This is a genomic window from Streptomyces sp. NPDC032822, assembly GCF_055578825.1.
In genome coordinates, this window is the sequence record NZ_JBVIOL010000004.1 from 406659 (window position 1) to 430367 (window position 23709).

16 protein-coding genes are annotated in these 23709 nt (G+C 73.8%); 10 read left to right on the plus strand and 6 right to left on the minus strand.

Features of this window, described 5'->3' with window-relative positions:
• Positions 1–89 precede the first annotated feature (89 nt).
• Positions 90–1898 carry a VWA domain-containing protein gene (locus ACZ5VD_RS14355; RefSeq protein WP_468682365.1) on the minus strand — a complete coding sequence of 603 codons (1809 nt, stop codon included), beginning with the start codon at positions 1896–1898 and terminating at the stop codon, positions 90–92.
• A 261-nt stretch (positions 1899–2159) separates the two neighbouring features.
• Between ACZ5VD_RS14355 and ACZ5VD_RS14360 the strand changes: the two genes are divergently transcribed.
• Positions 2160–4223: a PhoX family protein gene (locus ACZ5VD_RS14360; protein WP_468682366.1), complete on the plus strand. Its 2064-nt coding sequence runs from the start codon at positions 2160–2162 to the stop codon at positions 4221–4223.
• Positions 4224–4290: 67 nt separating this feature from the next.
• Here ACZ5VD_RS14360 and ACZ5VD_RS14365 read toward each other — a convergent pair whose 3' ends face one another.
• Positions 4291–5226, minus strand: a complete 936-nt coding sequence (locus ACZ5VD_RS14365) for an endonuclease/exonuclease/phosphatase family protein (RefSeq protein WP_468682493.1) — start codon at positions 5224–5226, stop codon at positions 4291–4293.
• A gap of 40 nt (positions 5227–5266) precedes the next feature.
• Positions 5267–6028, minus strand: coding sequence for an alpha/beta fold hydrolase (locus ACZ5VD_RS14370; protein ID WP_468554244.1), 762 nt, complete (start codon positions 6026–6028; stop codon positions 5267–5269).
• Positions 6029–6104: 76 nt separating this feature from the next.
• Here ACZ5VD_RS14370 and ACZ5VD_RS14375 point away from each other — a divergent pair, with 76 nt between their 5' ends.
• Both ACZ5VD_RS14375 and ACZ5VD_RS14380 read left to right on the plus strand, forming a co-directional pair.
• Positions 6105–7487 carry an aminotransferase-like domain-containing protein gene (locus tag ACZ5VD_RS14375; RefSeq protein WP_468682494.1) on the plus strand — a complete coding sequence of 461 codons (1383 nt, stop codon included), beginning with the start codon at positions 6105–6107 and terminating at the stop codon, positions 7485–7487.
• A gap of 1008 nt (positions 7488–8495) precedes the next feature.
• The gene (locus tag ACZ5VD_RS14380) at positions 8496–9071 is read left to right on the plus strand and encodes an SH3 domain-containing protein (protein ID WP_468682367.1); all 576 of its coding nucleotides are present in this window, start codon (positions 8496–8498) and stop codon (positions 9069–9071) included.
• A gap of 102 nt (positions 9072–9173) precedes the next feature.
• On the opposite strand, the gene ACZ5VD_RS14385 is transcribed toward ACZ5VD_RS14380, so the two are convergent.
• Positions 9174–9650 (minus strand): hypothetical protein, encoded by a 477-nt coding sequence (locus tag ACZ5VD_RS14385; protein ID WP_468682368.1) that lies wholly within the window; start codon positions 9648–9650, stop codon positions 9174–9176.
• A gap of 306 nt (positions 9651–9956) precedes the next feature.
• Between ACZ5VD_RS14385 and ACZ5VD_RS14390 the strand changes: the two genes are divergently transcribed.
• The 6 genes from ACZ5VD_RS14390 (at position 9957) to ACZ5VD_RS14415 (ending at position 18145) form a co-directional block, all read left to right on the plus strand.
• Positions 9957–11078: a PP2C family protein-serine/threonine phosphatase gene (locus ACZ5VD_RS14390; RefSeq protein ID WP_468682495.1), complete on the plus strand. Its 1122-nt coding sequence runs from the start codon at positions 9957–9959 to the stop codon at positions 11076–11078.
• A gap of 70 nt (positions 11079–11148) precedes the next feature.
• Entirely contained in the window at positions 11149–12447 is a 1299-nt protein-coding gene (locus tag ACZ5VD_RS14395; RefSeq protein WP_468682369.1) for a hypothetical protein, read from the plus strand.
• Between the two features lie 58 nt (positions 12448–12505).
• Complete coding sequence (locus ACZ5VD_RS14400) at positions 12506–12868, plus strand: hypothetical protein (RefSeq protein WP_468554240.1); 363 nt, start codon at positions 12506–12508, stop codon at positions 12866–12868.
• A 4-nt stretch (positions 12869–12872) separates the two neighbouring features.
• The gene (locus tag ACZ5VD_RS14405) at positions 12873–15764 is read left to right on the plus strand and encodes a vWA domain-containing protein (protein WP_468682370.1); all 2892 of its coding nucleotides are present in this window, start codon (positions 12873–12875) and stop codon (positions 15762–15764) included.
• Positions 15764–17179 (plus strand): extracellular solute-binding protein, encoded by a 1416-nt coding sequence (locus ACZ5VD_RS14410; RefSeq protein WP_468682371.1) that lies wholly within the window; start codon positions 15764–15766, stop codon positions 17177–17179. The genes ACZ5VD_RS14405 and ACZ5VD_RS14410 overlap by 1 nt, the downstream gene beginning before the upstream one ends.
• A 111-nt stretch (positions 17180–17290) precedes the next feature.
• Positions 17291–18145, plus strand: a complete 855-nt coding sequence (locus tag ACZ5VD_RS14415) for a mechanosensitive ion channel family protein (protein WP_468682372.1) — start codon at positions 17291–17293, stop codon at positions 18143–18145.
• Between the two features lie 169 nt (positions 18146–18314).
• On the opposite strand, the gene ACZ5VD_RS14420 is transcribed toward ACZ5VD_RS14415, so the two are convergent.
• Complete coding sequence (locus ACZ5VD_RS14420; RefSeq protein WP_468554236.1) at positions 18315–19130, minus strand: NPP1 family protein; 816 nt, start codon at positions 19128–19130, stop codon at positions 18315–18317.
• 336 nt (positions 19131–19466) lie between these two features.
• On the opposite strand from ACZ5VD_RS14420, the gene ACZ5VD_RS14425 reads away from it, so the two are divergent.
• Complete coding sequence (locus tag ACZ5VD_RS14425) at positions 19467–23225, plus strand: nSTAND1 domain-containing NTPase (RefSeq protein WP_468682373.1); 3759 nt, start codon at positions 19467–19469, stop codon at positions 23223–23225.
• Positions 23226–23241: 16 nt separating this feature from the next.
• Here ACZ5VD_RS14425 and ACZ5VD_RS14430 read toward each other — a convergent pair whose 3' ends face one another.
• On the minus strand, positions 23242–23562 hold the full coding sequence (locus ACZ5VD_RS14430; RefSeq protein ID WP_468554234.1) for a DUF6401 family natural product biosynthesis protein: 321 nt from the start codon (positions 23560–23562) through the stop codon (positions 23242–23244).
• Positions 23563–23709 lie beyond the last annotated feature (147 nt).

Consider the following 23709-nt stretch of genomic DNA (forward strand, 5'->3'; position numbering starts at 1 on the left):
GTAGCCGACACGGGTACGCCGTCCGCCTCCCGTTTTACGGGGTGGGAGACGGACGGCGTGGGGTGCGGCGATGGGGTGGAGCCGGCCGGCTACGGGCGCCAGGTGGCCAGTACGCCCTCGTACAGCTCGGTGTCCGTGAGCTCGCGGGGGGCCGGGCCCGCGTGGAAGAAGGACGTGTTGGCCGTCTTCAGCCTGCGGAGGTAGTCGAAGGCCTTGTTGTCGTGCTCGCCGAAGGCGACGAAGGAGAAGAACACCGTGGGGTGGTTCTTCGCGGCGTCGGTGAGGGACTGGGTGGCGGGGGTCTTCGCGTCCGGGGCGCCGTCCGTCTGGAAGACGACCAGGGCGGGGGTGCCGGGGGCGGCTTCCTCGGCGTGATGGGTCACGACCGCCTCGACGGCGGCGTGGTAGCTGGTACGGCCCATGCGGCCGAGACCGGCGTTCAGCTCGTCGATCTTGTTGTCGTGGTCGGTGAGGGTGAGCTCGCCGGTGCCGTCCAGTTCGGTGGAGAAGAAGACGACGTGGACCTTGGCCTCGGGGTCCAGGTGGGCCGCCAGGGCGAGGGTCTGTTCGCCGAGGGCCTGGGCGGAGCCGTCCTTGTAGTACGAGCGCATGCTCGAGGAGCGGTCGAGGACGAGGTAGACCTTGGCGGTGGTGCCGGTGAGGCCGTTGGACTTGAGGGTGGTGTCGGCGGCGTCGTAGGCGGTGCGGAGGGTCGCGGGTACGGCGGCCCCGGCTTCGCCGTCGGCCGTCGTGTTCCCACCCACACCACCCGTGCCGGTCTCGTCGTCGGCCGCGGGTGGCCCCTGCGGGGCGTCCTCGCCGTCGGCGGCCGGAGGCTCGGGGGTGGTGGTCTCCGCGGCCGGTACTCCGACTGCCTCGACGGCGGGCTTGGCAACCGTCTCGACGGCAGGCTCGGCAATCGGGTCTGCGACCGGCTCTACGACCGGTTCCGGCTCGGGGGCGACCTCCGCGACGGGCTCCGGGTCCGGCTCGGGCTCGGGGGTGACCTCCGCGGTCGGTTCCGCTTCCGGCGCGGACTCGGGCTCGGGGGTGGCCGCTGCGACCGGTTCCGGCGCCGGTTCCACGACGGGCTCGGGCTCGGGCTGCGGCTCGACGGTCGGCTCGGGGGCCGGGGTGGTCTCCGCCACGGGTTCCGCTTCCGGTTCGGGCGTCGGCTCCGGCGTGACGTCCGCCTTCGGTTCCTCCACGACCGGCTGCGCGACCGGTTCCGGCGTCGCTTCCTTCACCACCGGTTCCACGACCGGCTCCGCGACCGGTTCCGGCGCCACTGCCTCCGCGGTCGGCTCGGCCTCTTCGGCGGTCACCGGCTCGGACGGGACCTCAGCGGCCGGTTCCGGCGCCGACTCCTCCGCGACCGCTTCCGGAGTCGCTTCCTGCGCGACCGCTTCCGGGGCCGCGTCCTGCGTGACCGGCTCGGGCGTCGGCTCCGGTTCGGGCGTGACCTCCGCGACCGGCTCGGGTGCTGCCTTCTCCGTGGCCGGCTCCGGCGTGACCTCGGTGACCGGCTCCGGGGTGGTCTCCGCGACCGGCTCCGGCTCCGGGGTCGGTTCCGTCGTCGTCTGGGCCGTCTGGGCCGTCGAGGTTGTCGGTTCGGCCTGTTTCGGTACGGTTGCCGTCACCTTGTCGAAGGCGGCTGAGACCAGGTCGTGCTCGTCCTTGGTGGAGAGCGTGGTCTCGGCGGGGCGGGGGTCCGGGACCGTTGTCGTCGCCGTCGGCGGTGTGGCGGTCGTAGTCGTCGGCGGGGTCGGTTCTGTTGCCGGGGCCGGCACCTTGGGTGCGGCCTCCTCGGTGGCAACCTCGGTTTCCTGCGAAGGAGTCGTGGTGGACTCCTTGCGTGACCGGCCGAACGCGTTCCGCAGGAGAGTGAGAATGCCCATGTGCGCAACCCTTCGCATGAGTTGATGCCCGTCAATCCCTGGCCAGGACGGACACGTAAGGTTAGCGGCCCCAGAAGGTGATCTTGGGCAGGGGCGGCCCACGCGACCCCGAGGACGTCAAGAGGCACATCAGGCCTTCGTCGACTCGTGGACGGACACCTGGGGTTCATTCGCCGTTCACTGCCACGCCCCGCTCCCGCACAAGCGTGCGCCTAGCGTCCGTCACGCCGGATTCAAGGAGAAGCAAGGGGAGCGTAAAAAATGCGTAGGCAGTTGCCGTTGATCGGGACCTCGAACGTGTCGCATCCGGGTGGGCGTTCCGCGCTCACCTGTCGGTTTCGGTGTGGTGACGCCTGTTTTCATCCGGCGCCCAACACCTCCGCCAACGAGTACGTCGGTGATGTCATCGCCGGTGCGCTCAGCCGCCGCTCGGTCATGCGGGCCGCGGCCGTCGTCACCGTGGCCGGGGCCGCGGGGGCGGCCACGGTGACGCCGGCCGCCGCTGTCGGAGACGTCGCGGAACGGCACGAACCCGGCGGTTCGAAGGGTGCGCGTGGGCTCCGGTTCGGCGCCATCGAGCCCAACAACGCCGATGCGGTGACCATCCCGGACGGGTACCGGCAGAACATCGTGGTCCGCTGGGGCGAGCCCATCCTGCGCGGGGCGCCCGCCTTCGACCCGGAGCGGCAGACCGCCGCCGCCCAGGCCGGTCAGTTCGGGTACAACAACGACTTCCTCTCGCTGCTGCCCCTCCCGGGCGAGCGCCACCGGCAGGTCCTCGTCGCGAACCACGAGTACACCGACGAGGTGCTCATGTTCCGCGGGTACGACGCCGCGAACCCGACGCGTGAGCAGGTCGAGATCGCGTGGGCCGCGCACGGGCTGTCCGCCGTGGTGGTGGAGGGGGACCGCAGGAGCGGGAAGCTGTCCGCCGTGTCCCGGCATCCCCTCAACCGGCGGGTCACCGCCACCACCGAGTTCCGGCTCACCGGGCCCGCCGCCGGGTCCGACCTGCTGAAGACCTCCGCCGACCCGACCGGCACCAAGGTCCTCGGCACCCTCAACAACTGCTCGGGCGGCACCACCCCGTGGGGCACCACCCTGCACGGCGAGGAGAACTTCAACCAGTACTTCGCCCACGCGACCCGGACCACCGACAAGCGGTACGGCATCGCCGCGACGGCCAGTGAGCGCAAGTGGGAGCGTTTCGACAAGCGGTTCGACGTGGCGCAGGAGCCGAACGAGGTGCACCGCTTCGGGTACGTCGTCGAACTCGACCCGTACGACCCGCACTCCACGCCCCGCAAGCACACCGCGCTGGGCCGCTTCAAGCACGAGGGCGCGACCGTGCGGCTCACCCAGGACGGGCGGCCGGTCGTCTACTCAGGGGACGACGAGCGGTTCGACTACTTCTACAAGTTCGTCGGCAGCAAGCGGATGAGGCACGGGACGTCGAGGTCCGTGCGCGAGCACAATCTGTCGCTGCTCGACGAGGGCACGCTCTACGTCGCCCGGCTCACCGGCGACTCCCCCGCCATCGAGATCGACGGCACCGGGAAGCTGCCCGCCGACGGCGAGTTCGACGGCGGCGGCGAGTGGATCCCGCTGGCCACCGCGACCGCCCGCGGGGCCGTCTCGCACGTGGAGGGGATGAGCGCCGACGAGGTCTTCGTCTTCACCCGGCTGGCCGGTGACAAGGTCGGCGCGACCAAGATGGACCGGCCCGAGGACATCGAGCCGAACCCGCACTCCGGCAAGGTGTACGTCGCCCTCACCAACAACACCAACCGCGGGATCGGCGGCAACGCCCCGGCCGACGAGGCCAATCCGCGAAACGCCAACAAGCACGGGCACATCCTGGAGCTGACCGAGCGGTGGAACCGGCCCGAGAGCACGAGGTTCGTCTGGACGCTGTTCCTCGTCGCCGGTGACCCGGAGGACCCCGCCACCTACTTCGCCGGGTTCCCCAAGGACGACGTCAGCCCGATCTCCTGCCCGGACAACGTGGCCTTCGATCCGCACGGCAACCTGTGGATCTCCACCGACGGTGCCCAACTCGGCTACCACGACGGCCTGTTCGGCGTCGCTACCAAGGGTGAGCGGCGCGGTGAGCTCAAGCAGTTCCTGACCATGCCGATCGGTGCCGAGACCTGCGGCCCGGTCGTCCAGGACCGGCGGGTGCTCGTCTCGGTGCAGCACCCGGGCGAGATCGCCGGGGCGACGGTGGAGAAGCCGGCCAGCACCTGGCCCGACGGTCCGGGGAAGATCGTCCGCCCGGCGGTGGTCGCCGTGTGGCGTGCCGACGGCGACGACATCGGCGTCTGAGGAACCGAGCGGCCCCGGGAACCGGGGAGCGGGCGGTCGTCTCACCTCGGTGACGTGATCGCCCCGCTCATCCGCCCCGGTGGAGGGTGATCTCGACGAGCAGCGCGCGGTGGTCGGTGTCGGTGAGGTCGAGGAAGCGGGCGTCGTGGGCGGCGATGTCGGCGGAGACCAGGACGTGGTCGATCTGGGCGCCCAGCGCGGGTGTGGTGCCGGCGGTGCGGGCGGGCCAGGTGGGGGTGCGGTCGGATCCGGCGAGGCGGGCCGCGTCGCGCAGACCGGTGTCGAGGATGCGGCGGAAGGCCGCGTGGTCCTGGGAGGCGTTGAAGTCGCCGGCCAGGACGGTCGGGGTGGCGGCGTGGGCGGCGGCGAACTCGCGCAGGAGGCCCAGTTCGCGCCGCCAGACGCCGACCTGGCCGGGCAGCGGGGGCATCGGATGGGCGAGCTGGAGCCGTACGTCCCGCCCTCGTACGTCGGCGACGGCCCCGGGCATGCCCATCGTGCCGGGGATGTCCGGGGTGGCCCGGAGCGGGAGGCGGCTGAGGAGGACGGAGCCCGCCGAACCGCCGCCCTCGACGGCCTGCCGGTACGGGTAGGCGGTGCCGAGGGACTCCTTCAGTGCCGCGTCGCAGCCGTACTCGCACTCCTGGACGAAGACGAGGTCCGGCCGTTCCCGGCGGACGGTGGAGATCAGGGCGTCGGTGGCCCCGCCGAACTCGACGTTCGAGGTCAGCACCCGAAGCGAGGCGACGGCCGGTCCGCCGGGGGCGCCCGTCCTGCCGTACGGCTCCATGAACCAGGCCAGCAGGCCCAGTACCGCCACCGCCCACACCACGCCGGTCCACCAGCGGGTGAGCAGGGCGAGCGCCAGTCCCAGCACGGCGGGCGCGAGCAGCCACGGCAGGAAGGCGAGGAGCTGCGGTACGGGGGTGATCCCGTCGGTGTCGGCGAGGCGGCAGCCGACGACGGCACTCACCCCGGCGAACAGCACCGCCGCGCAGCACATGCCGAGTCGTCGGCCGGGGCGGTCGGTCACCGTCCCGACCCTACGAGGCGGCGTCCACCCGCGCCAGGAACTCCCCGAGCGCCCCGTTGAACTCCTCGGGCCGCTCCAGGTTGGGCAGATGGGCCGCCCGCTCGATGACCCGCAGGGTGGAGTCGGGGAGGGCCGCGTGCATGTCCCGGGCGTCGGAGACCGGGGTGTAGGTGTCGTCGGCGCCCACCACGACCAGGGCGGGGACGGTGACGCGGGACAGCAGGCCGCGGTAGTCGGGGCGCCCGGCGCGGGCCCGCAGGGCGGCGGCGGCACCCGCGGGGGGTGCGGACGTCATCATGCGGTGGACGTGCGCCCTGACGGCCGGATCGGCGTACGGCGCGACCATCCTGTCCAGCACCTCGTCGGCGTACCCCCGCATGCCCTCCTTGAGGAGGCGGTCCGCCATGGCGTTGCGGGCCCGTACGCCCTCCGGGGTCTCCTGGGCCGGGAAGGTGTCCGCGAGGACCAGGCCCCGGACGCGCTCCGGGAAGTGCCGGTAGCAGTCCATCGCGATCTGGCCGCCCATGGAGAGGCCCGCGAGGACGAAGGTCTCCACCTTCAGGTCGTCGAGGAGCGCCTCGATGTCCCGGGCGAAGTCCTCGAACGCCGTGACTGCGGGGGCGGGCGGGGACCCGGCCGGCGAGACGCCGTAGCCGCGCAGGTCGGGGGCGACGACGTGGCGGGCGGGGGAGAACTCCGCGAGCTGCGGGGACCACATCGTGTGGTCGAAGGGATGGCCGTGGACCAGGACAAGAGGGACGGAGGAGGGCATGTGGACGACCCTAGATCGCCCCTCCGTCTCGGTGCAATAAGATCTTTGCCCTCGGTGCAATCTGATGGGGGACCCCGTGGACGACTACCGGCGCCTCGCCGACCGCCTGGCCGACGACATCACCACCGGCCGCCTCCGGCCCGGCCAACGGCTGCCCCCGCAACGGGTGTTCGCCCGCCGCCGCGGGATCGCCGGGTCGACGGCGGGGCGGGTGTACGGCGAACTCGTCCGGCGGGGACTGGTCGTCGGGGAGGTCGGGCGCGGGACCTTCGTACGGGCGGCCCCGGCCGCACCGGCGGGCCGGGCGCTCACCGAACCCGCCACGGCCACGACGGGATCCCCGGCCACCCTCGTCAACCTGGAGCTCAACTACCCTTCCGCGCCGGGCCAGTCCGAGCTGCTCGCCCCGGGCCTCGCGCCCCTGCTCCGGCCCGACGTCCTCACCGAGGCCCTGCGCCCCGCCGCCGCCGACGGCACCCCCGCCTCCCGGGACGCCGCGGCCGGTCTCCTCGCCACCCGGAACTGGCGCCCCGGCCCCGAGCGGCTGCTCTTCACCGGCAACGCCCGCCAGGCCATCGCCGCCACCCTCGCCTCCCTGGTCCGGCCCGGCGGCCGTCTCGGGGTCGAGCCGCTGACGTATCCCCTGGTCAAGGAGATCGCCGCCCGGCTCGGCCTGGTGCTGGTGGCCCTGGCGGCGGACGAGGACGGGCCGCTGCCGGAGTCCGTGGCCGCCGCCCACCGCGCCGCTCCCCTCTCCGCCCTGTACGTGCAGCCGACGCTGCACAACCCGACGTCCGTGACGACGAGCGAGCAGCGCAGGCGTCGACTCGCCGCCGTCGTCGCCGACCTGGGCGTTCCGGTCGTCGAGGACCGGATCTGGTCCTTCCTCGCCGACGGCGACCCCTTCGCCGTCCACGCACCCCACCTCACCCATGTCGTCGACGGGCTGTCGAAACGGGTCGCGCCCGGACTCACCGTCGGCTTCGCCGTCGTGCCGCCGGGGCGGGGCGAGGCGGTGGCCGACGCGATCCGCTCCGGCGGGTGGAGTGCGGGCCGGTTCGCGCTGGACGCGGCGGTGCGGTGGATCGGCGACGGGACGCTCGCGCGGCTGGTGGAGGCGAAACGGGTGGACGCCGGGCACCGGCAGCGGATCCTCGCCGAGGAACTGCGCGGCTTCGCCGTACGGTCCGACTCCCGCGCCTACCACGCCTGGTGGGAGCTGCCCGCGCCGTGGCGGGCCGACACCTTCACGGCCGCCGCCGCCGCGCACGGGATCGCCGTGACGCCCGGGTCGGCCTTCGCCGTCGACCCGAGCCGCACCCCGGACGCGGTCAGGCTCGGGCTCGCGTCGGCCGCTGTGCCGGATCTGCGGAGGGCGCTGCGGACCCTCGCCGAGGTCGCAGCCGGTGGACCAGCCGGTGCGCCGGCGGGCGGGCCAGAGGACCGTACCGGCCGCTGAGCCAGCAGGTCAGCGCCACCGTCAGACCGACCGCGACCAGCAGCCAGGAGACCGTGCGCAGGGTGGCGGTGAGGGCGTCGTAGATCGCTCCGGCGGCCGGGTGGTGGGCCGGATCGGGCAGGTCGGCGAGGGTGAGGCGGCGGCCGACGGCGACCGCGAGGCCGAGCAGGGCGCCGCCCAGGGCCGTGCCCAGGGCGGTCGCGGTGACCGCGCGGCGGCGGCAGGCGGAGACGGCGACCCCGGCGACCGCGAGGACGGCCGCCGTGACGGGCAGCCAGAAACCGGCGACGTCGAGCACGTGGAACCCCTTCCGGAGCCGGGTCAGATCCTCGGCCGGGAGCACCGAAACCTCCGTGTGCCGGACCGGGACGCGGTGCGCCAACGGCACGTGGTCCGCCACGAGTCGGTCCCTGACCTCGGCGGCGACCGGCGCGAGGTCCACCGTCACCGCGCCCTCCTCGCCGTCCCGCAGCGCGGTCAACACGGCGTCGTGGACGGCCCGGTTGCCCGCGTCCCACGCCGTGCGGAACGCCTCGGTGCGGGTGAACGAGCGCACCGCGTCCCGCACGAAGGGGCGCATCCGCCCGCCCACGTCGACCTCGTGGACGATGCCGGTGCCGACGGTGTCCGCGATCACCTCGCGCACGTCCGGGTCGGCGGCGAGCGGCGCCATGGCGGTGACGTACCGGCCGGTGTCGGCGATCCCGTACGTCACCCAGGCCGCCAGCGCGCCGAACGGCACGAGCAGACAGGCCACGGCGAGGAGCGTGGCCGACAGGGCGTTGCGCAGACGGGAGGACACCCCTCCAGGCAAGGCGCGCGGCACCGGGTGCGCGAGCGGCACGCCTGCATATGGGCGCACCGCGCCAGCCGAACGGGAACCGGGCCGTCGTAGGCCCCGGATGCCCTGGTGCCCCGGATGCCTTGGGGCGACCGGGCCGGTCGTTCTCCGGTGGAGGGTTCACCCGAACGGGTGTCTCATGGTTCTGGGGAGAAGGAGGCCGATTCATGCGCACCACTCCGGCCCTGCGGACCATGGCCGCGATCCTGCTCACCGGCGGCACCTTCGCCGTCGCGGCAGCGGGATCCACGGCAGCAGCCGCGACCCCGCCGACCTACGCCGACGGACATGGCGGCGGCGGATCCGGCGGTCCGATCTGGGGCACCATCGTCTCCGGCACCGCGCTCAACGTGAGAGCGGCGCCCACCACGCACTCGGCGGTCGTCGACCGGCTCTCGCCGGGCAGCCAGGACCGTGTCGAGTGCAAGGTCCGCGGCCAGAGCGTCAACGGCAACCCGTACTGGTACTGGTTCGTCGGCGCCCAGGGCTGGGTCAGCGCCGACTTCGTGGACACCGACGGGCGTCGGGTACCGACCTGTTCGGACCCGTGCCCGGAATGGAAGAACGACACCTGGAACAACGCCGACTGGAACGACCCCGGCTGGAACGAGTCCTGGGCCACCTCGGGTTCGGGTTCCTGGTCGGCTTCCGGTTCCGGCTCCTGGAGCGCCTCGGGCTCGTGGAGCTGGAGCGCGGCCGGATCCTCGTCGGGCGGCTGGGACTGGCTCCCCGCCGACTGGTGAGTGGAGGGATGAGGGAGACGTGGGGGCCCCGGCGACAAGCCGGGGCCCCCACGCCGTGCCCGCAACCTCGGTGGCCGATGCCCGTAACCTCGGTGGCCGATCTCAGCGGACGCGGTTTCCCTCCGCGTCCTCCCGCGTGTAGTAGCGGTAGAAGAACACCCCGAACACGCCCGCCGCGACCGCCAGTCCGATCGCCGAGGACCTCAGGACGCTCTCGCCGGTCTGGCTGTAGAGGAAGCCGATCGCGGCGCCCGCGAAGCCGGACTTCGTCAGCGAGTGCAACTCCCGCTTCAGCAGCGGCGCGAACGTCGCCACGGCCAGACACAGCACGATGAACGCGAGCGCCGTGACACAGCCGAACAGGAGGTTCCAGCCGGTGATGGGCCCGCCCTCGCGCCGGTTGGCCGCCGCCCAGTAGCCGTAGACGAGCCCGAGCACGACGGGAACCGCGTACCGCGCCACCGTGTGGACCCGCTCGCTGAACAGGTCGGGTGTGCGGACCGGCCGGGCCGTGCCGGGCCGGACCGGACGGCGGTGCGTGCCGCGCATGCCGCCGGGCGTGGGTGCCGCTTGAGCCATGAGCGCACTCCTCTCTCCTCGCCCCCGCCTTCCAGAGCACACCGGGGGACGGGCCCTGGCAAGTCGGCGGACGGGTTCCGTGGGATCGGTTCCCAGGGGTGGGAAGGGGCGGGGGCAGAGGTAGGGGCGGGGGCAGGGGCTGGGTAACTGGGGCGGACGCGGATGCGGGGGCTCCGGCGGCGTGCTTCGCTGAGCCGCATGAGGGCTCTGGGCGACAGACGCGCCGGCCGCGGCGGCGGACCGGCCCGGCGGGGCCCACCGGCGTCGCCCGTGCACCGGCAGGGGGACGTGTCGCGCCGGCACCGGATGCTGCGCGTCCGCGGACACAGCGTCGCCTGGCTGCCACCGCTGCTGCTGCTCGTCGGGATCGCGCTGGTCGACTTCAACACCAGGGGCGAGTTCCGGATCATCTCCTGGATCGTGCTGGTCCCGGGGATCGCCGCCGCGATCTGCGGGGTGCGCGGCACGGCCGTCTTCGCCGTCCTCGCGCTCGTCACCTACACCCTCGCGGACAGCGCCTGGCCGAACCAGTTCCGCAGCGGCCTGCCCGACTTCATCCTGGTCGCCGCCGGCGGCTTCCTCGCCGTCCTGGCCTGCGTGGTCCGCGAACGCGGCGAACGCCAGCTGCTGCACATGCTGGACGTCGCCGACACCACCCGCCGCACCCTGCTGCGCCCGCTGCCACCGGCCTGGGGCGGCCTCGACCACGCCGCCGTCTACCTCGCCGCCGACAGCGAGGCCCGCGTCGGCGGCGACTTCTTCGACATCCAGCCCGGCCTGCACGGCACCCGCGTCCTCATCGGCGACGTCCAGGGCAAGGGGCTCGCCGCGGTCGAGGCCGCCGCCGCGCTGCTCGGCACGTTCCGCGAGGCCGGCTACCACGAGCCGGACCTCGCCACGGTCGCCGAACGCCTGGAGATCCGCATGCACCGGCACGGCCTGCACATCACCGCCCTCGGCCGCGAGGACGGCGACCGGTTCGCCACCGCCGTCCTGCTGGGCTTCCCCGCGGACGACCCGGACGTGGTGCAGGCCGTCGTCTTCGGCCACGAACCCCCGCTGGCGGTCGGCCCCGACGGCGTACGGCCCCTGCCGCCCGGCGACGGCCTCCCCCTCGGCCTCACCGAACTCGCCACCGGACTGCCCCCCGTCCACCGGGTGCCCCTCGCCCCCGGCACCACCCTGCTGCTCACCACCGACGGCGTCACCGAGGCCCGCGACGCCACCGGCGCGTTCTATCCGCTCGCCGACGAGGTCGCCCGGGCTCTCGCCGCCGACCCGGGCATCGCCGACCCCTACCGCCTCGTCGCTCTCGTCCGGGACGGCACCCTGCGGCACTGCGGTGGCCGACTCGCCGACGACACCACGGTGTTCGCGGTCCGCAGGGCCGTCGGCGGGCCGCCGGAGCAGGCCGCTTCGCCGTCCTGAGGCCCACCTTTGCAGCCGCAGCGGTTACCGTGCTGCAGTTACGTGATCGACGGGGGACAGGGAGGGACCGATGCCGGGAACCGTGCTGCTGCTGGCCGCGTCGCCGGTGGGCAAGGGCTGTCTGGTGGACGCTGCGTCCGTGCTTCCCGTGCTCGCCGCCGTGCCGCCCGCCGTGCTGTCCGGCACCGAGACCGCCAACGTCGTCGAACTCGCCGACCCGCTGGAACCCCAGGCCGTTCTCACCCGGCTGCGTGCCGCGGCGACCGCACCCGGGCCGCTCACCGTCTTCCTCACCGGCCAACTGCTGCTGGACCGCCGCCAGCACCTGCCCCACCTCGCGCTGGCCCGCACCACCACGGCCACCGTTCGCTACACCGGCTTCCCCTGGCACTGGATCCGCGAGGAACTGCGCCTGCGCACACCGGGCACCACGACCCTGCTGCTCGACCTGCATGCCGACGCCGAGACCTGGGCGTGGCTGCGGGCGAACCCTCTCGACTCCGGCCAGGCCGGTGCGGTGTACGGCCGTATCGCGCCGCCGCCGTCCGCGCGGCGGGCGGTGGCCGTGCCGACGTATATGAAGGCGGTCGCGACGATTCTGCGGAGCGGGTGGCGTCCGCCGGTGGCGCAGTTGCATGAGCAGGCGTTGGCTCGGCTGGGCAGCGACGGGTACGGGGACCTGGTGTTGCGGGCGCCCGGCGTGGGGGTGACCGTCCCTGGGGGCTGCCGCCCCCAGACCCCCGCTTCGGCCCTGAAGGGGCCTCGTCCTCAAACGCCGGACGGGCTGAGTGGGGTGGGCCGACGTCCACAGCAGCCGGTGTCGGACGGGGTGAGTGGGGCGGATCGGCGTCCGCAGTCGGTGTCGGACGGAATGGATGAGGTGGGGTCGCGGGGGCGGCGAAGTGAGGTGGCCCGTGTTGTCGTTCCGCGGCAGGGAATCAGTGATGATCCGCATGCCGCCATCACCGCCGCCGTTCAGGACGGGCGGCACGATGATGCCGATGCGTTGGCGGCGGAGCACGAGCAGGCCGCTGTGCGGTCTCAGGGGCGGGCCTCGGAGCAGGCGTTGCACTGGGCGGAGGTGCGGGCGGACCTGGCGATGTTCGCGGGGGACGCGGTGCGCAGTTGTCGGACCTGGCTGGCGGTGGCGTCGGCGCGGCTGAGCGCTGGGCAGGCGCTGGACGCGCCCGCGGTGGAGGCGGCCGTGGACCGGGCGCACCACCAGTGGAGCCAGATCCAGGACACCGAGGCCGCCCGTGAACTCGGGCCCCCGCTGGCGGAGTTGCGCGAGCGGGTGCCCGGCCGCCGGGAGGGCGCGCTGGAGAACATCCGGCTTCAGCTGCGGCAGTTGCAGACTCTCGGTTCGTGAACATGTGATGGTGCGAACCCCTCGCCTGACCCTCACCGCACTGCCATGATGGTGAGTTATGGCTGAGGGGGACGGAGTGGCCAACCAAGGCATACGCGTTCGGCTGGACGGGACCGCGAGCGAGAGTGACGTCGGAGCGCTGCGCAAGTGGCTGGAGCGGGAGAAACCGCTCGACGAATTGGTGCGGGCCGGCGGGCTGCAGATCCATGAGCAGCCCCGTACGGACGAGCCGGGCGCCCCGATGGGCGTCGGCATGGACATCGTCGTCGCGTTGATCGGTGCGGGTGCGGCCACCGGGTTCAAGGAGCTGCTGAACCAGGTCAAGCAGGCCGTGGAGGCCTGGCGGGCCAATCGCCGAGAGGTCGAGGACGGCGATCCGCCCGAGGGCCGTGTCGATCCCGTGGACCTCGACGACAGGTAGGCCGGTGACCCGCTTCGACCCGCGTGGACGGGTGAACCGGGCGCTGCTGGTGGGGGTCTCCGAGTACGACCTGACGGAGCCGCCGCACGGCGTGCCCGGCGACCTCCCCGCCGTCAAGCACAACCTGAACCGGCTCCGGGACGCCCTGCGGCGGGGCCGGGTCTTCGGCGAGGACGAGATCACCGTGGCCCGCTCGCCGTCCCGGGACGACTTCGACCATGCCCTGCGCCGGACCGCCGAGGAGGCGGAGGGCCTGCTGTTCCTGTACTTCTCGGGGCACGGTGCCATCCCCAGCGCGGGCGACGAGCTGTTCCTCCAGATGCGCAACGCGAGTGTGGTCGCCGGCGGGCACGCCGTCTTCCCCGGCGCGGAGATGTTCACCACCGCCCTGACCGTGCTGGCCGCCGGCCCGGCCGAACGGATCGTCGTCGTCCTCGACTGCTGCTTCGCCGGCAACGCCGCCTGGATCTGGGAGACCTTCCGTGACAAGCGGCGCGTGCTGCTGCTGATGAGCGTGCAGGCCAACCACCGTATCGACGCGGGGGACGGCACCGAACCGACGCCGTTCACCGAGGAGTTGGCGCGGATGCTGCACGAGGAGGAGGAACTGGGCCTTCTCGATCTCGCGGACCGGCTGCGCGACCGGCTGGCGGCGGCGGGGTACCGGACGGTGCGCGGGGAGCCGTGGGAGCCGCAGAGCAGGGCCGAGCCGGGCGAGGACGTGCTGCTGTCCGCACGGTCGGCCGCGCCGGGGCGGCGGCCGATGGGGGCGGGGCCGTGGCCTTCCGGGGCGGGGACCTCCGGAGCACGGCCCTCCGAAGCCGGGAGGGAGTCGTCCGGGTCGTCCGGGTCGTCCGGGTCATCCGGGCGGGCCGGGTGGTCTCCGGGGGTACGGAAGCCGGGGTCCTCCGGGGTACGGCCGGGGGTGTCCGGGCGGATCGGGAAGACCGGGCGGTCCGGGCGGTCCGGGCGGTCCGGCGGGGAACGGGGGGTGCGCTCCGCTCCCGTCCGCGGTGCCGTGGCCGCTGTCCTCGCCCTCCTCGCGCCTCTGCGCGGTGTGGTGGCCGCCGTGGTTCGCGGCAGCCGCCGCCCGGGGTCGGGCGGGGCCACCGCCCCTCCCGCCGGCCGCCCGGGCGCCCCTCTCACCGGCCGTCCCGCCGGCCGTTCCGGCTCCCGGTCCGCCACCCGGGTCACCCTCGTCCTCCTGCTCGCCCTCGCCGCGTTCGGCCTCGGCTCCTACGGCATCGTCACCCTCACCGACGACCACCCGGCCTGCGCGCCGCCGCTCGAACTGCGGGTCCTGACCGACCCCGACCTCGAACCGACGGTGAGCGCCGCCGCGGAGGCCTATCTGACGTCCGGCGGGAACACCACCGACGACGGCTGCCGGCGCAGCGGCATCACCGTGTACAGCGCGGGTTCCACCGACGCGGTCACCGCGCTCACCGGGCAGTCGGACGCCTGGCAGGAGCCCCGGGACGAGGACACCAACCCGCAGCGGGACGTCGGCCCGCAGCCGGACGTGTGGATCCCCGCCACCGCCGCCGACGCCGCCAGGGTCGCGGACGCCCAGGACACGGACGCCGTGGCCCGGCTGGAACCCGACGACGAGCCACTGGCGTACTCCCCGGTCGTGCTCGCCGTCCCGCAGCGCCTCGCCGCCGGCCTGAACGACCGGGTGAACCCCTCGCTGACCCGGATGATCACCGCCCTGGGTGCGCGGGACGCGGCGGCCGAAGTGCGGCGCCCCGACCCGGAGTTCGCGGCCTCGGCGCTGCTCGCCACGATCGGTCTCTACGGTGCCGGAGCCGACCCGGGCGGTGCGGAACAGCGGGTCGCCCAGCCGGGACCGCCCTCCCCCACCGCCGCCGACCTGCTGTGCACGCTGCCCGACGACGACGCCGTGGACAACCGCACCGCCGCCCTCGTCCCCGAGTTCCTGCTGCGCAGCGGTGTCGGCTGCGACCGGGCCACCCGGACGCCCAGGATCGCCCACTATCCCGGTGACGTACCGGGCTTGGAGCCCACGTTCGTGCGGATCCGCTGGCAGGACGCCGACCGGGACGAGACGGCACGGGACGAGGCGGCGGAGAACTTCCGCGCGTGGCTGGCCGGCGAGGAGGGGCAGGCCGCGTTCGCCCGGGACGGCTTCCGTTCGGCGAGCGGCGAGCACCCCCTGCTGGACGCCGAAGGACGGCTCCCCGCCGGGATGTTGTGGGCACCGTCGCCGCTCGTGGAGAGCGCAGGACGCGACGCGGTGGAGACGGCGCTCACCGAGTACCGCGCCGCCCACGGCCCCGGCCGGGTCCTGTTCCTGCTGGACAGCTCCGGTTCGATGGCCTCCCTGTGGGAGGGGCCCAGCGGCGGCCCCGGACTGCTCAGACAGTCCCTGGGCGGGCTGGGCGGCGAGGACGAGTACGGGGTGTGGGGGGTGTCCGGCACCTCCGACACGGCGGGCGGCTCCGGCGACGAGGCCGAGCGCTCCTACGAGACCCTGCTCCCCTTCGGCCGCCACACCCGCAAGGAGGCCGAACGCGCCGTCGACGCGGCCCGGGTGCGGGACGCCGAGGCCGACCCGCACGCGGCCCTGATCGCCGCGCTCGACGACCTCGCCGCCCGCGGCCCGGACGAACGCCCCCGGCTCCTCGTCCAGATCACCGACGGCGAGGACGACGACCGGCTGACCGGCGTGCGCCTCGTCGAGGTGCTGACCCGGGCGCGGTCGGCGGACGTGCCGGTGGCCATGGTGTCCCTGGAGGGCGGCGGCTGCGACGAGGGCAGACCCGCGGCCCGTATCTCCGCCGCGAGCGGCGGCCGTTGCCTGGACGCCGACGACGACCTCGGCACGGGCCTGGCCGACGAGGTCGCCCGCGCCGGAACGGGGGAGGAGGGCTGATGCCCGGGCCCCGCACGGACCGCTCCGGCACCGCCCGGCGTCTCGTGGCGCTGCTGGTGGTGTTCCTGCTGTCCCTGCCGGTGGCGTGCAGCGGTGGTGGGGATGCCGGGAGGTCCGCGGCGACCGGTGCCGACCGGCCCGGTGACATCGTCGTCGCCAGCGGGCGGGACGTCACCGGCAAGAACGGCATCCGGCAGCAGCTCATCGACGACTGGAACCGGCGGCAGGAGAAGGACCGCACCGGTTACCGGGCCCGTCTGGTCGAACTCCCGGGCAGCGCCGACGAACAGCGCAGCCAGCTCCTGGGCGCCCTCCAGTCCGGCAGCGCCGCCTACGACGTGGTCAACCTCGACGTCACCTGGGTACCGGAGTTCGCCGCCGCCGGCCTGGTCCGCAGGCTGCCCGACAGGGCGTTGGACGGTGACGTGATCAAGTCGGTCGCCGACACGGCCCGTTGGGACGGCAAGGTGTACGCGGTGCCGTTCAACAGCGACGTCGGGCTCCTCTACTACCGGCGCGACCACCTGCGCGAGGCGGGCATCACGCAGACCGACCTGAGCGGGGGCATCGACCGGGCCCGGCTCCAGGAGATCATCCGCACCCTGGAGGACGATCCCCCCAAGGGCTACGAGCAGGGCTGGACGACCCAGCTCGCCCCGTACGAGGGGCGCACGGTCAACGCCGTGGAGGCGTTCGCGTCCGCGACCGGGGACCTCGCCATCACCGACGCCGACGGCCACTACGCCGCCACCGTCGGGCAGTTGACGGAGGGCATCGCCGAACTCCGGCAGCGCACCGATCCGCCGTACACCCTCCAGAACGCCGTCCGCTCCGACGAGGCCGCCTCCCTCGCCGACTTCGCCGCCGGGCGCACCACCTTCCTGCGCCACTGGCCCTACGCCTACCGCACGCTGCACCAGACCTTCACCGACCGGCAGCTCGGCGTCGCCCCGCTGCCCGGCCGCGCGGTGCTCGGCGGCCAGAACCTCGCGGTGGCCGCGGCCTCCCAGCGCTCGGACAAGGCGGCCGAGCTGATCGGCTTCCTCACCGGCAGGGAGAGCGAGCGCTGTCTGCTGGACGCGGGCTTCGCGGCGACGCGGACCTCGGCGTACGTCGGCTCCGCGGTGAAGTGCCCCCTGACCGCCCAGGCCCCCTCGGCCTCCCCCTCGCCCTCCCCTTCCGGCGAGAGCGCCGACCGGATGCCCCGTGACCGGGACGGCCGTCCCGCGTACGCCGGCGGCATCCTCCTCCCGGCGCTCCGCGCCGCGGTCCAGCGCCCGCGCACCCCGCTGTACGGCGCGTTCACGCAGACCTTCGCCGCCCGGCTGGGCGCCCTGTTCGCCGACCGCCCGCCGACCGACGCCGAGCTGGCCCGGACCCTGGACGAGGCGCTGCGCAAGGCGCTGCCCGGCTAGCGGAACGCCGGGCGGGCCGTCACCCGTACGGGGGTGTCCACCGGGGCGCGGAGCCCGTACCGCTGCTATCCACGAGGGAGGGGGAACCACCCGACGAAGGAAGTGCCACGCATGGCCACGTCCGTCTCCACCCTCTCGATAGATTTCACCCAGGGGCTGAACGACGCCTGGTCGAAGGTCGCCCAGTTCGTCCCGCAGCTCATCGGCTTCCTGATCATCCTGGCCATCGGCTGGTTCATCTCGAAGATGATCGCCAAGGTCCTGGGCACGGTGCTGCGCAAGGTCGGTTCCGAGCGCCTGTCGGAGCGGGCGGGCACGGAACGGCTGCTCCGGGACTCCAAGTACGACATGACCGGCATCATCTGCAAGATCGTCTTCTACGCGCTGATGCTGATCACCCTGCAGCTCGCGCTCGGCGTCTTCGGCGCCAACCCGGTCAGCACGATGATCAACGGCATCGTCGCCTGGCTGCCGCGCGGCATCGTCGCCGTCGTCCTGGTCGTGGTCGCCATGGCCATCGCCAACGCGGTCCGGAACATCGTCTCCGGAGCCCTGTCGTCGATGTCCTACGGCCGTACGGTCGCCACCGTGATGTGGGCCTGCATCCTCGCCCTCGGTGTCATCGCCGCCCTCGGCCAGGCCGGTATCGCCCAGGACGTCACCCGGCCGCTGCTGTACGCGGCGCTCGTCACGGTCGCCGGCATCCTGGTCGTCGGTGTCGGCGGCGGCATGATCGTGCCGATGCGGCAGCGCTGGGAGCGGATGCTCACCACCGCGGAGGCGGAGGGCATGCGCGCCAAGGGCAGCATGTCGGCCTACCAGGCGGGCCGCGAGGACGCGATGCGGGGCCAGCCGGCGCGGGAGCGGACGGACATGGAGACCGGTCGGGGCATGGACCCGGGCCGGGGCATGGACCCGGGTCGGGGTATGGATCCCGGGATGCCGCCGCGGTCGACGGACATGTGACCGTCCCGGCGATGTGACGCCGGGAACGGGAAGCGGCCGCCGACGCACAGGGGGAGAGGGTGCGTCGGCGGCCGCGGCATGCGCCCGGCGACCGGGGGCGTAGGGCCGTCGTACGTCAGGACCCGGCGGGTGCCGGGGCCCGTCGTCGTACGTCAGGACCCGTGGGGCGTCAGAACGCGGGGATGGCCGCCGCCGCCCTGTTGTCGGCGTTCCGGGCCTTGTTGATGTTGCTCTGGAGGTTGCCGGTCAGCGGGAAGTTGGCGTCGCCCCACTTGGAGTTCCACAGCTGGTCGCGCGGGGTCTTGTCCATGTTCTCCATGGTGACCAGGGCCGGGCGGTCCCAGCCCCCGTTCCCCCAGGCCTCCGGCGTCTCGCCCCACTTGGCGAAGCGCATGGCGTGGGTGCTCGCGCCGTCCTTGTGGTAGACGATCTTGACGCGGTTGCCGTCCATCGGCACCTCGTTGATCGGGTGGGTGCTGTAGCCGCCGTGCCGGGAGGCGGACAGGAAGCCGGGCCGCTCGTCGCCCTGCTTCTGGAAGACGACGACGGACTCCCAGTCGTGGCGGTGGCCGAAGGCGTCGGCGCCGTTCAGCGTCTGGTCCTTCTCGAAGTACAGCGCGTAGACGTAGGCGCACCAGCCGTTCTTGCACCAGCCCTGCGAGTAGGTGTTGGCCTTGCCGAGGTGGTCGGTCCGGCAGCCGCCGGTGATCGACCCGCTGTTGTTGAGGCCGCCGTTGAGCTTTCCGCTCGCGTCGACGGCCGCCGCGGGGAAGCAGCTGTCCGAGTCGTAGTCGAACAACGGCATGTACTTGTCCTGGAAGGTGCTCGCGTTCCACGGCAGCGGCGTCAGGATGGCGGCGGACGCGCTCGTCGAGACGCCGACGGTCAGCGCGCCGGCGCTCAGTGCGACGAGTGCGAGCCGGGCGAGGCGGGAGGTCCTGCTGTTCCTGATCGTGGGGGACTGGCTGGTGACTGCCTGGGACATGGGGGGTGCTCTCCACTTCCGCTGTGTGTCGGGTCCCGGTCCGGCCGTGGCTGCGGCCGGGTGACCGGGGGATCACTCAGAGGCTGACGGGCGCGGAGTTGATCGGCAGCCCCTTTCGCCGACCGGATCAATTCCGCACCCGCACGAGCCAGGAGCCGCGGGTGCCCCTCTGCCAGGACCGTCGGGAACGGGCGAACCGGACACGTTGATCGGCGTTCCGTTCCGTCATCGTCACCAACGTCACATCCCGTGTTGGTTTACGACAGAACGTGGAGAAACGTAACTTGAGCCTCCCTGAACACTGTTTTCATCTGCTGTTCGGAAGTAGGCCGATCCGTGGGACGTCCCGAACGACCGCTGGACCCCGAGGCGGGCCCCGTGCAGCGCCTCGCGCACGAACTCCGCGAGCTGCGCAAGGCGGCGGGCAGTCCCTCGTACCGCACGATGGCCAGGACGGCCGGCTTCGCCGCGACAACGCTGTCGCAGGCCGCTGCCGGCGAGCGGCTGCCCTCACTCGCGCTGGTCCAGGGCTACGCCCGCGCCTGCGGGGCCGACCCCGCGGACTGGGAACCCCGGTGGAAGGACGCCGACGCGGAGGCCGCGGGGGTGCCCGCCGCGGCCGAGGGGGACGACCGGCAGCCGTACCGGGGCCTGGCCCGCTTCGAACCGGACGACCGCGCGCTCTTCTTCGGCCGGGACCACCTGGTCGAGGAGGTGCGGGAGCTGGTGTGCGAGCACCGGTTCGCCGTGCTGTTCGGCGCGTCCGGCAGCGGCAAGTCCTCGCTGCTGCGGGCCGGGCTGATCCCCGGGCTGCGGGAGAAGATCGCGGAGCTGGGGATCCCGGCGGTGCTGCGGGTGCTCACCCCGGGCGCGAGCCCCGCCGCCACCTACGGGCATCTCCTCGCCCCGGCCGTGGGGGAACCGGAGAGCTGGGTGGTCGTCGACCAGTTCGAGGAGGTCTTCACCCGCTGCCGTGACACGGCCGAGCGGACCCGGTTCCTCGACCTGCTGCTGGCCGCCCGGAACCCGGGATCGCGGCTGAGGGTGCTGATCGCCGTACGGGCGGACTTCTACGCCCGCTGCGCCGACCACCGGGAACTGGCGGACGCGTTGCGCGGCTCCGCGCTGCCGGTCGGCCCGATGACCGCCGACGAGCTCCGGGAGACCGTGGTGCGCCCGGCGCAGGCGGCCGGGCTGCTGGTGGAGCGGGAGCTGACCGCGCGGATCGTCGAGGAGGTCCTGGACCGGCCCGGCGCGCTGCCGATGCTCTCGCACGCGCTCCTGGAGACCTGGCGGCGGCGCAAGGGCCGGATGCTCACCCTGGCCGGGTACGAGGCGGTCGGCGGGGTGCGGGGCGCCATCGCGGTCAGCGCCGAGGAGGCGTACCGGCAGCTCTCCCCGGACCAGGCGCGCACCGCCCGCCGGCTGCTGCTGCGGATGATCGAGCCGGGCCAGGGCACCCCCGACACCGGGCGCCCCCTGACCCGCGCGGAACGGGACACGTACGCGGACCCCGAGGTGCCGCACGTGGTGGAACGGCTGGCGGCGGCCCGGCTGCTCACCGCCGACGAGGAGGGCGTCCACCTCGCCCACGAGGCGCTCATCACCTGCTGGCCCCGGCTGCACGGCTGGATCGAGGAGGACCGGGAACGGCTGCGCCACCACCGCCGGCTGGCCGAGGCGGCCGGCGCCTGGCTGGAGCACGACCGCGACCCCGGCACCCTGTACCGGGGCAGCCGCCTGGACCGGGCCGGGGAGATCTTCCCCGGCCACACCACCGACCTCGCGCTGACCGCCGCCGAACAGTCCTTCCTCACGGCCGCGTTCGCCGTCCGCGAGGCGGAACGCCGGACCGCGGCCCGGTCCAGGCGCCGGTCCCGGACGCTGGCCGGCGCGCTGTCGGCGGTGCTCGTGGCGTGTCTGGTGGCGGCGCTGGCCGCGTTCCAGCAGCACCAGGACAACCAGCGGCAGCGCACCCAGAGCACCGCCCGCCGGCTCGCCGCCGTCGCCGACGGCCTGCGCAGCACCGACCCCCGGACCGCCCTGCTCCTCGGCGCCGCCGCCTGGCGCATCGCCCCGCTGCCGGAGACCCGCCGCGCCCTGCTCGGCTCCCTCGCCCAGCCGGAGTCGGACGCCTTCACCGACCCCGTCCCGGGATACAGCCGGCAGCACTTCCTCGTCGACTCCGGCCGCGTCCTGCTCGGCGTCACCGACCGCGACTGGCAGACCCTGGACGTGGCCGGCCACCGCCGCACCGGCGGAGGCAGGCTGCCGAAGGGACTGGTCCTCGGTTCCGGACCGCACGGCCGGTTCCTCGTGGTCGCCGGCGAGCACGGCGTACGGCTGTGGGACACCGTCACCGACCGCTGGACCAAGGGCCCGGCGAGACCGGACTCCTACGAGCTCGACGTCGGCCCGAGCGGCCGCAGCTACCTGCTGAGCCGCGGCGACGGGAGCGAGGTGCAGCTGCGCTCGGTCGCGGACGACCGGCTGTTGTTCGGGACGCGGGGCGCCGAACCGGCGGCCGTCCGACCGGGCGACGACGACCGGCTGGTCGTCGTCTGCCCCACCGGCGGCGCACCGCGGGTCTGGGACACGGTCCGCGACCGCACGCTGCCCGGCGCCTGGGAGCGGGCCCACGGTGTCTGCGCCGAGGGGGCGACGGTGGTGTTCGGCCACGGCGACGACGACCGGTTCGCCGTCGTCTCCGACACCGGCGTACGCGTCTGGGACCTCCGCTCCCGGCGGCAGGTCGCCGACATCGGGGACCGGGGCGTGCGCTACGCCTCCGTCAGCAGGGACGGCCGCTTCCTGGCCACCGCCGGGACCGACGAGATACGCGTCTGGCGGCTGTCGGACCCCGGCACCCCGGTCTTCCGGCACCCCCTCAGCAACCAGCACGTCTACGACTCCCTCGCCTGGGACCCCCACCGCCCCCTGCTGCGCTATCTCGAAGGGAGCACCGTCCACACCCTGGACCTCACGGGCACCGTGACGCCCCCGTGGCGCGAACGGCCCCTCGCCGGCGTCCTGCTCAGCCCCGACGGCCGCACCCTCGCCACCGCCGAACTCACCGGCACCCGCTACCGCTTCGAGCTCCGCGACATCCGCGACGGCCGGCCGCCGCGTACCCTCCCGTCCCCGCCGCTCCCCGTCTCCCGGGACCCCGGGCGGCCGGTCGTGCCGAAGGACACGCTGCCCCTGATGGCGTTCGGCCCCGACGGCGGCGACTTCGTCTACGGCGTCTCCGCGCCCGGCCGGCAGTCCTCCCCCCAGCGCTTCACGGTCTGGGACGTACGCCACGACCGGGCCCGTACCGCGCTCGACCTGTCGGCGTCCGCGTCCGGCACGGCGGTGGTCTCCCTCGCGCTGGCCCCGGACGGCCGCACCCTGTACGCCGACCGCACACCGGCCATCGGCGAGCTGAGCAACGAGGTCTGGGACATCGCACGGCACCGCAGGACGAGGTCCGTCACCGCGCCCGGCCGGATCGGCGCCTACCTGGCCCTGCACCCCGACGGCGGGCTCCTCGTCGGCGCCGACCGTGTCGTCCGGCTGACCTCCGGGGCCGGTTTCGCCCAGGACCTCGTCCAGGGCGAGGACACCAGCGCGCTCGCCTTCGGTCCCGACGGCCGCACCTTCGCCGCGGGCGACCGGACCGGCCGGGTCGCCCTGTGGGACGGCGGGCTGCGCCACCGCGCGGGCATCCTGCGCAACGTCTTCCCCGCCCAGCTCGGTGACACCGCCGACCCGGAGGCCGTCAGCGCCCTCGCCCTCAGCCCCGACGGCCACACCCTCGCCGTCGGCGGCGACGCGGGCACGCTCCAGCTCTGGGACACGGCGACCCAACAGCCCCTCGGCGGCCCGCTCCCCTCCCCCGGCGAGAGCGTCGGGACGCTCGCCTTCAGCGCCGACAGCGGCACGCTCTACGCGGGCAGCGCCCATGCCCCGCTCCGGCGGTACGCGGTGGACACGGGGCGGGCGCTGGCCAGGGTCTGCGCACGGGCGGGGGGCCGGAACCTGACGAAGAGGGAGTGGCGGACGTATGTGCCGGGGACGCCCTACCGGAAGGTGTGCGGCCAGGACGGGAGTTGACCCGGGCCGACGGGTGTCAGGGCGTGTCCTGGGCGACGTCCGCCAGCAGGTCGTGCCGGTGGACCAGCCAGGTGATGGCGGTGAGGCGGCAGACCGCGAAGTCGTGGCCGACGGGTTCGCGCCAGTCGGTCTCGGTGAGCGCGTCGAGGAAGCCGAGGGCGTAGTCGGTGAGGTCCTCGCGGTGCGGCGGGTGCGGGACGAGTCCCGGGGCGGTGGCCGCGAGCCGCTGCCTGATCTCCGCCACGTGCTGGTCCACGGCGGCCGTGAAGGCGGGCTCGAACGCGAACTCCGCGAAGCGGGGCGCGAACGCGCTGCTGATGCTGGCCAAAGGGGACATCTCTCCACCGTAGAGGGGGTTTCTGTAGAGGTGGAGGGGTGTTTGGGATGGTTTCCGTCACACCGGAAGCGCGTGGTGGGTGGGCGGTGACGGGCGGTGGCTGTGTGGAACCTTTGCGGGGAGGGGGCCGTTGACCGGATGAGCGCG

Bases quoted from the DNA above. Each gene is read 5' to 3' on its own strand.
- ACZ5VD_RS14400 (WP_468554240.1), top strand. From the start codon at position 12,506: ATGGCTGAGGGGGACGGAGTGGCCAACCAAGGCATACGCGTTCGGCTG.
- ACZ5VD_RS14415 (WP_468682372.1), top strand. From the start codon at position 17,291: ATGGCCACGTCCGTCTCCACCCTCTCGATAGATTTCACCCAGGGGCTG.
- ACZ5VD_RS14420 (WP_468554236.1), bottom strand. From the start codon at position 19,130: ATGTCCCAGGCAGTCACCAGCCAGTCCCCCACGATCAGGAACAGCAGG.
- ACZ5VD_RS14410 (WP_468682371.1), top strand. From the start codon at position 15,764: ATGCCCGGGCCCCGCACGGACCGCTCCGGCACCGCCCGGCGTCTCGTG.
- ACZ5VD_RS14385 (WP_468682368.1), bottom strand. From the start codon at position 9,650: ATGGCTCAAGCGGCACCCACGCCCGGCGGCATGCGCGGCACGCACCGC.
- ACZ5VD_RS14360 (WP_468682366.1), top strand. From the start codon at position 2,160: ATGCGTAGGCAGTTGCCGTTGATCGGGACCTCGAACGTGTCGCATCCG.
- ACZ5VD_RS14355 (WP_468682365.1), bottom strand. From the start codon at position 1,898: ATGGGCATTCTCACTCTCCTGCGGAACGCGTTCGGCCGGTCACGCAAG.
- ACZ5VD_RS14370 (WP_468554244.1), bottom strand. From the start codon at position 6,028: ATGCCCTCCTCCGTCCCTCTTGTCCTGGTCCACGGCCATCCCTTCGAC.
- ACZ5VD_RS14380 (WP_468682367.1), top strand. From the start codon at position 8,496: ATGCGCACCACTCCGGCCCTGCGGACCATGGCCGCGATCCTGCTCACC.
- ACZ5VD_RS14395 (WP_468682369.1), top strand. From the start codon at position 11,149: ATGCCGGGAACCGTGCTGCTGCTGGCCGCGTCGCCGGTGGGCAAGGGC.
- ACZ5VD_RS14365 (WP_468682493.1), bottom strand. From the start codon at position 5,226: ATGTGCTGCGCGGCGGTGCTGTTCGCCGGGGTGAGTGCCGTCGTCGGC.
- ACZ5VD_RS14390 (WP_468682495.1), top strand. From the start codon at position 9,957: ATGCTGCGCGTCCGCGGACACAGCGTCGCCTGGCTGCCACCGCTGCTG.
- ACZ5VD_RS14430 (WP_468554234.1), bottom strand. From the start codon at position 23,562: ATGTCCCCTTTGGCCAGCATCAGCAGCGCGTTCGCGCCCCGCTTCGCG.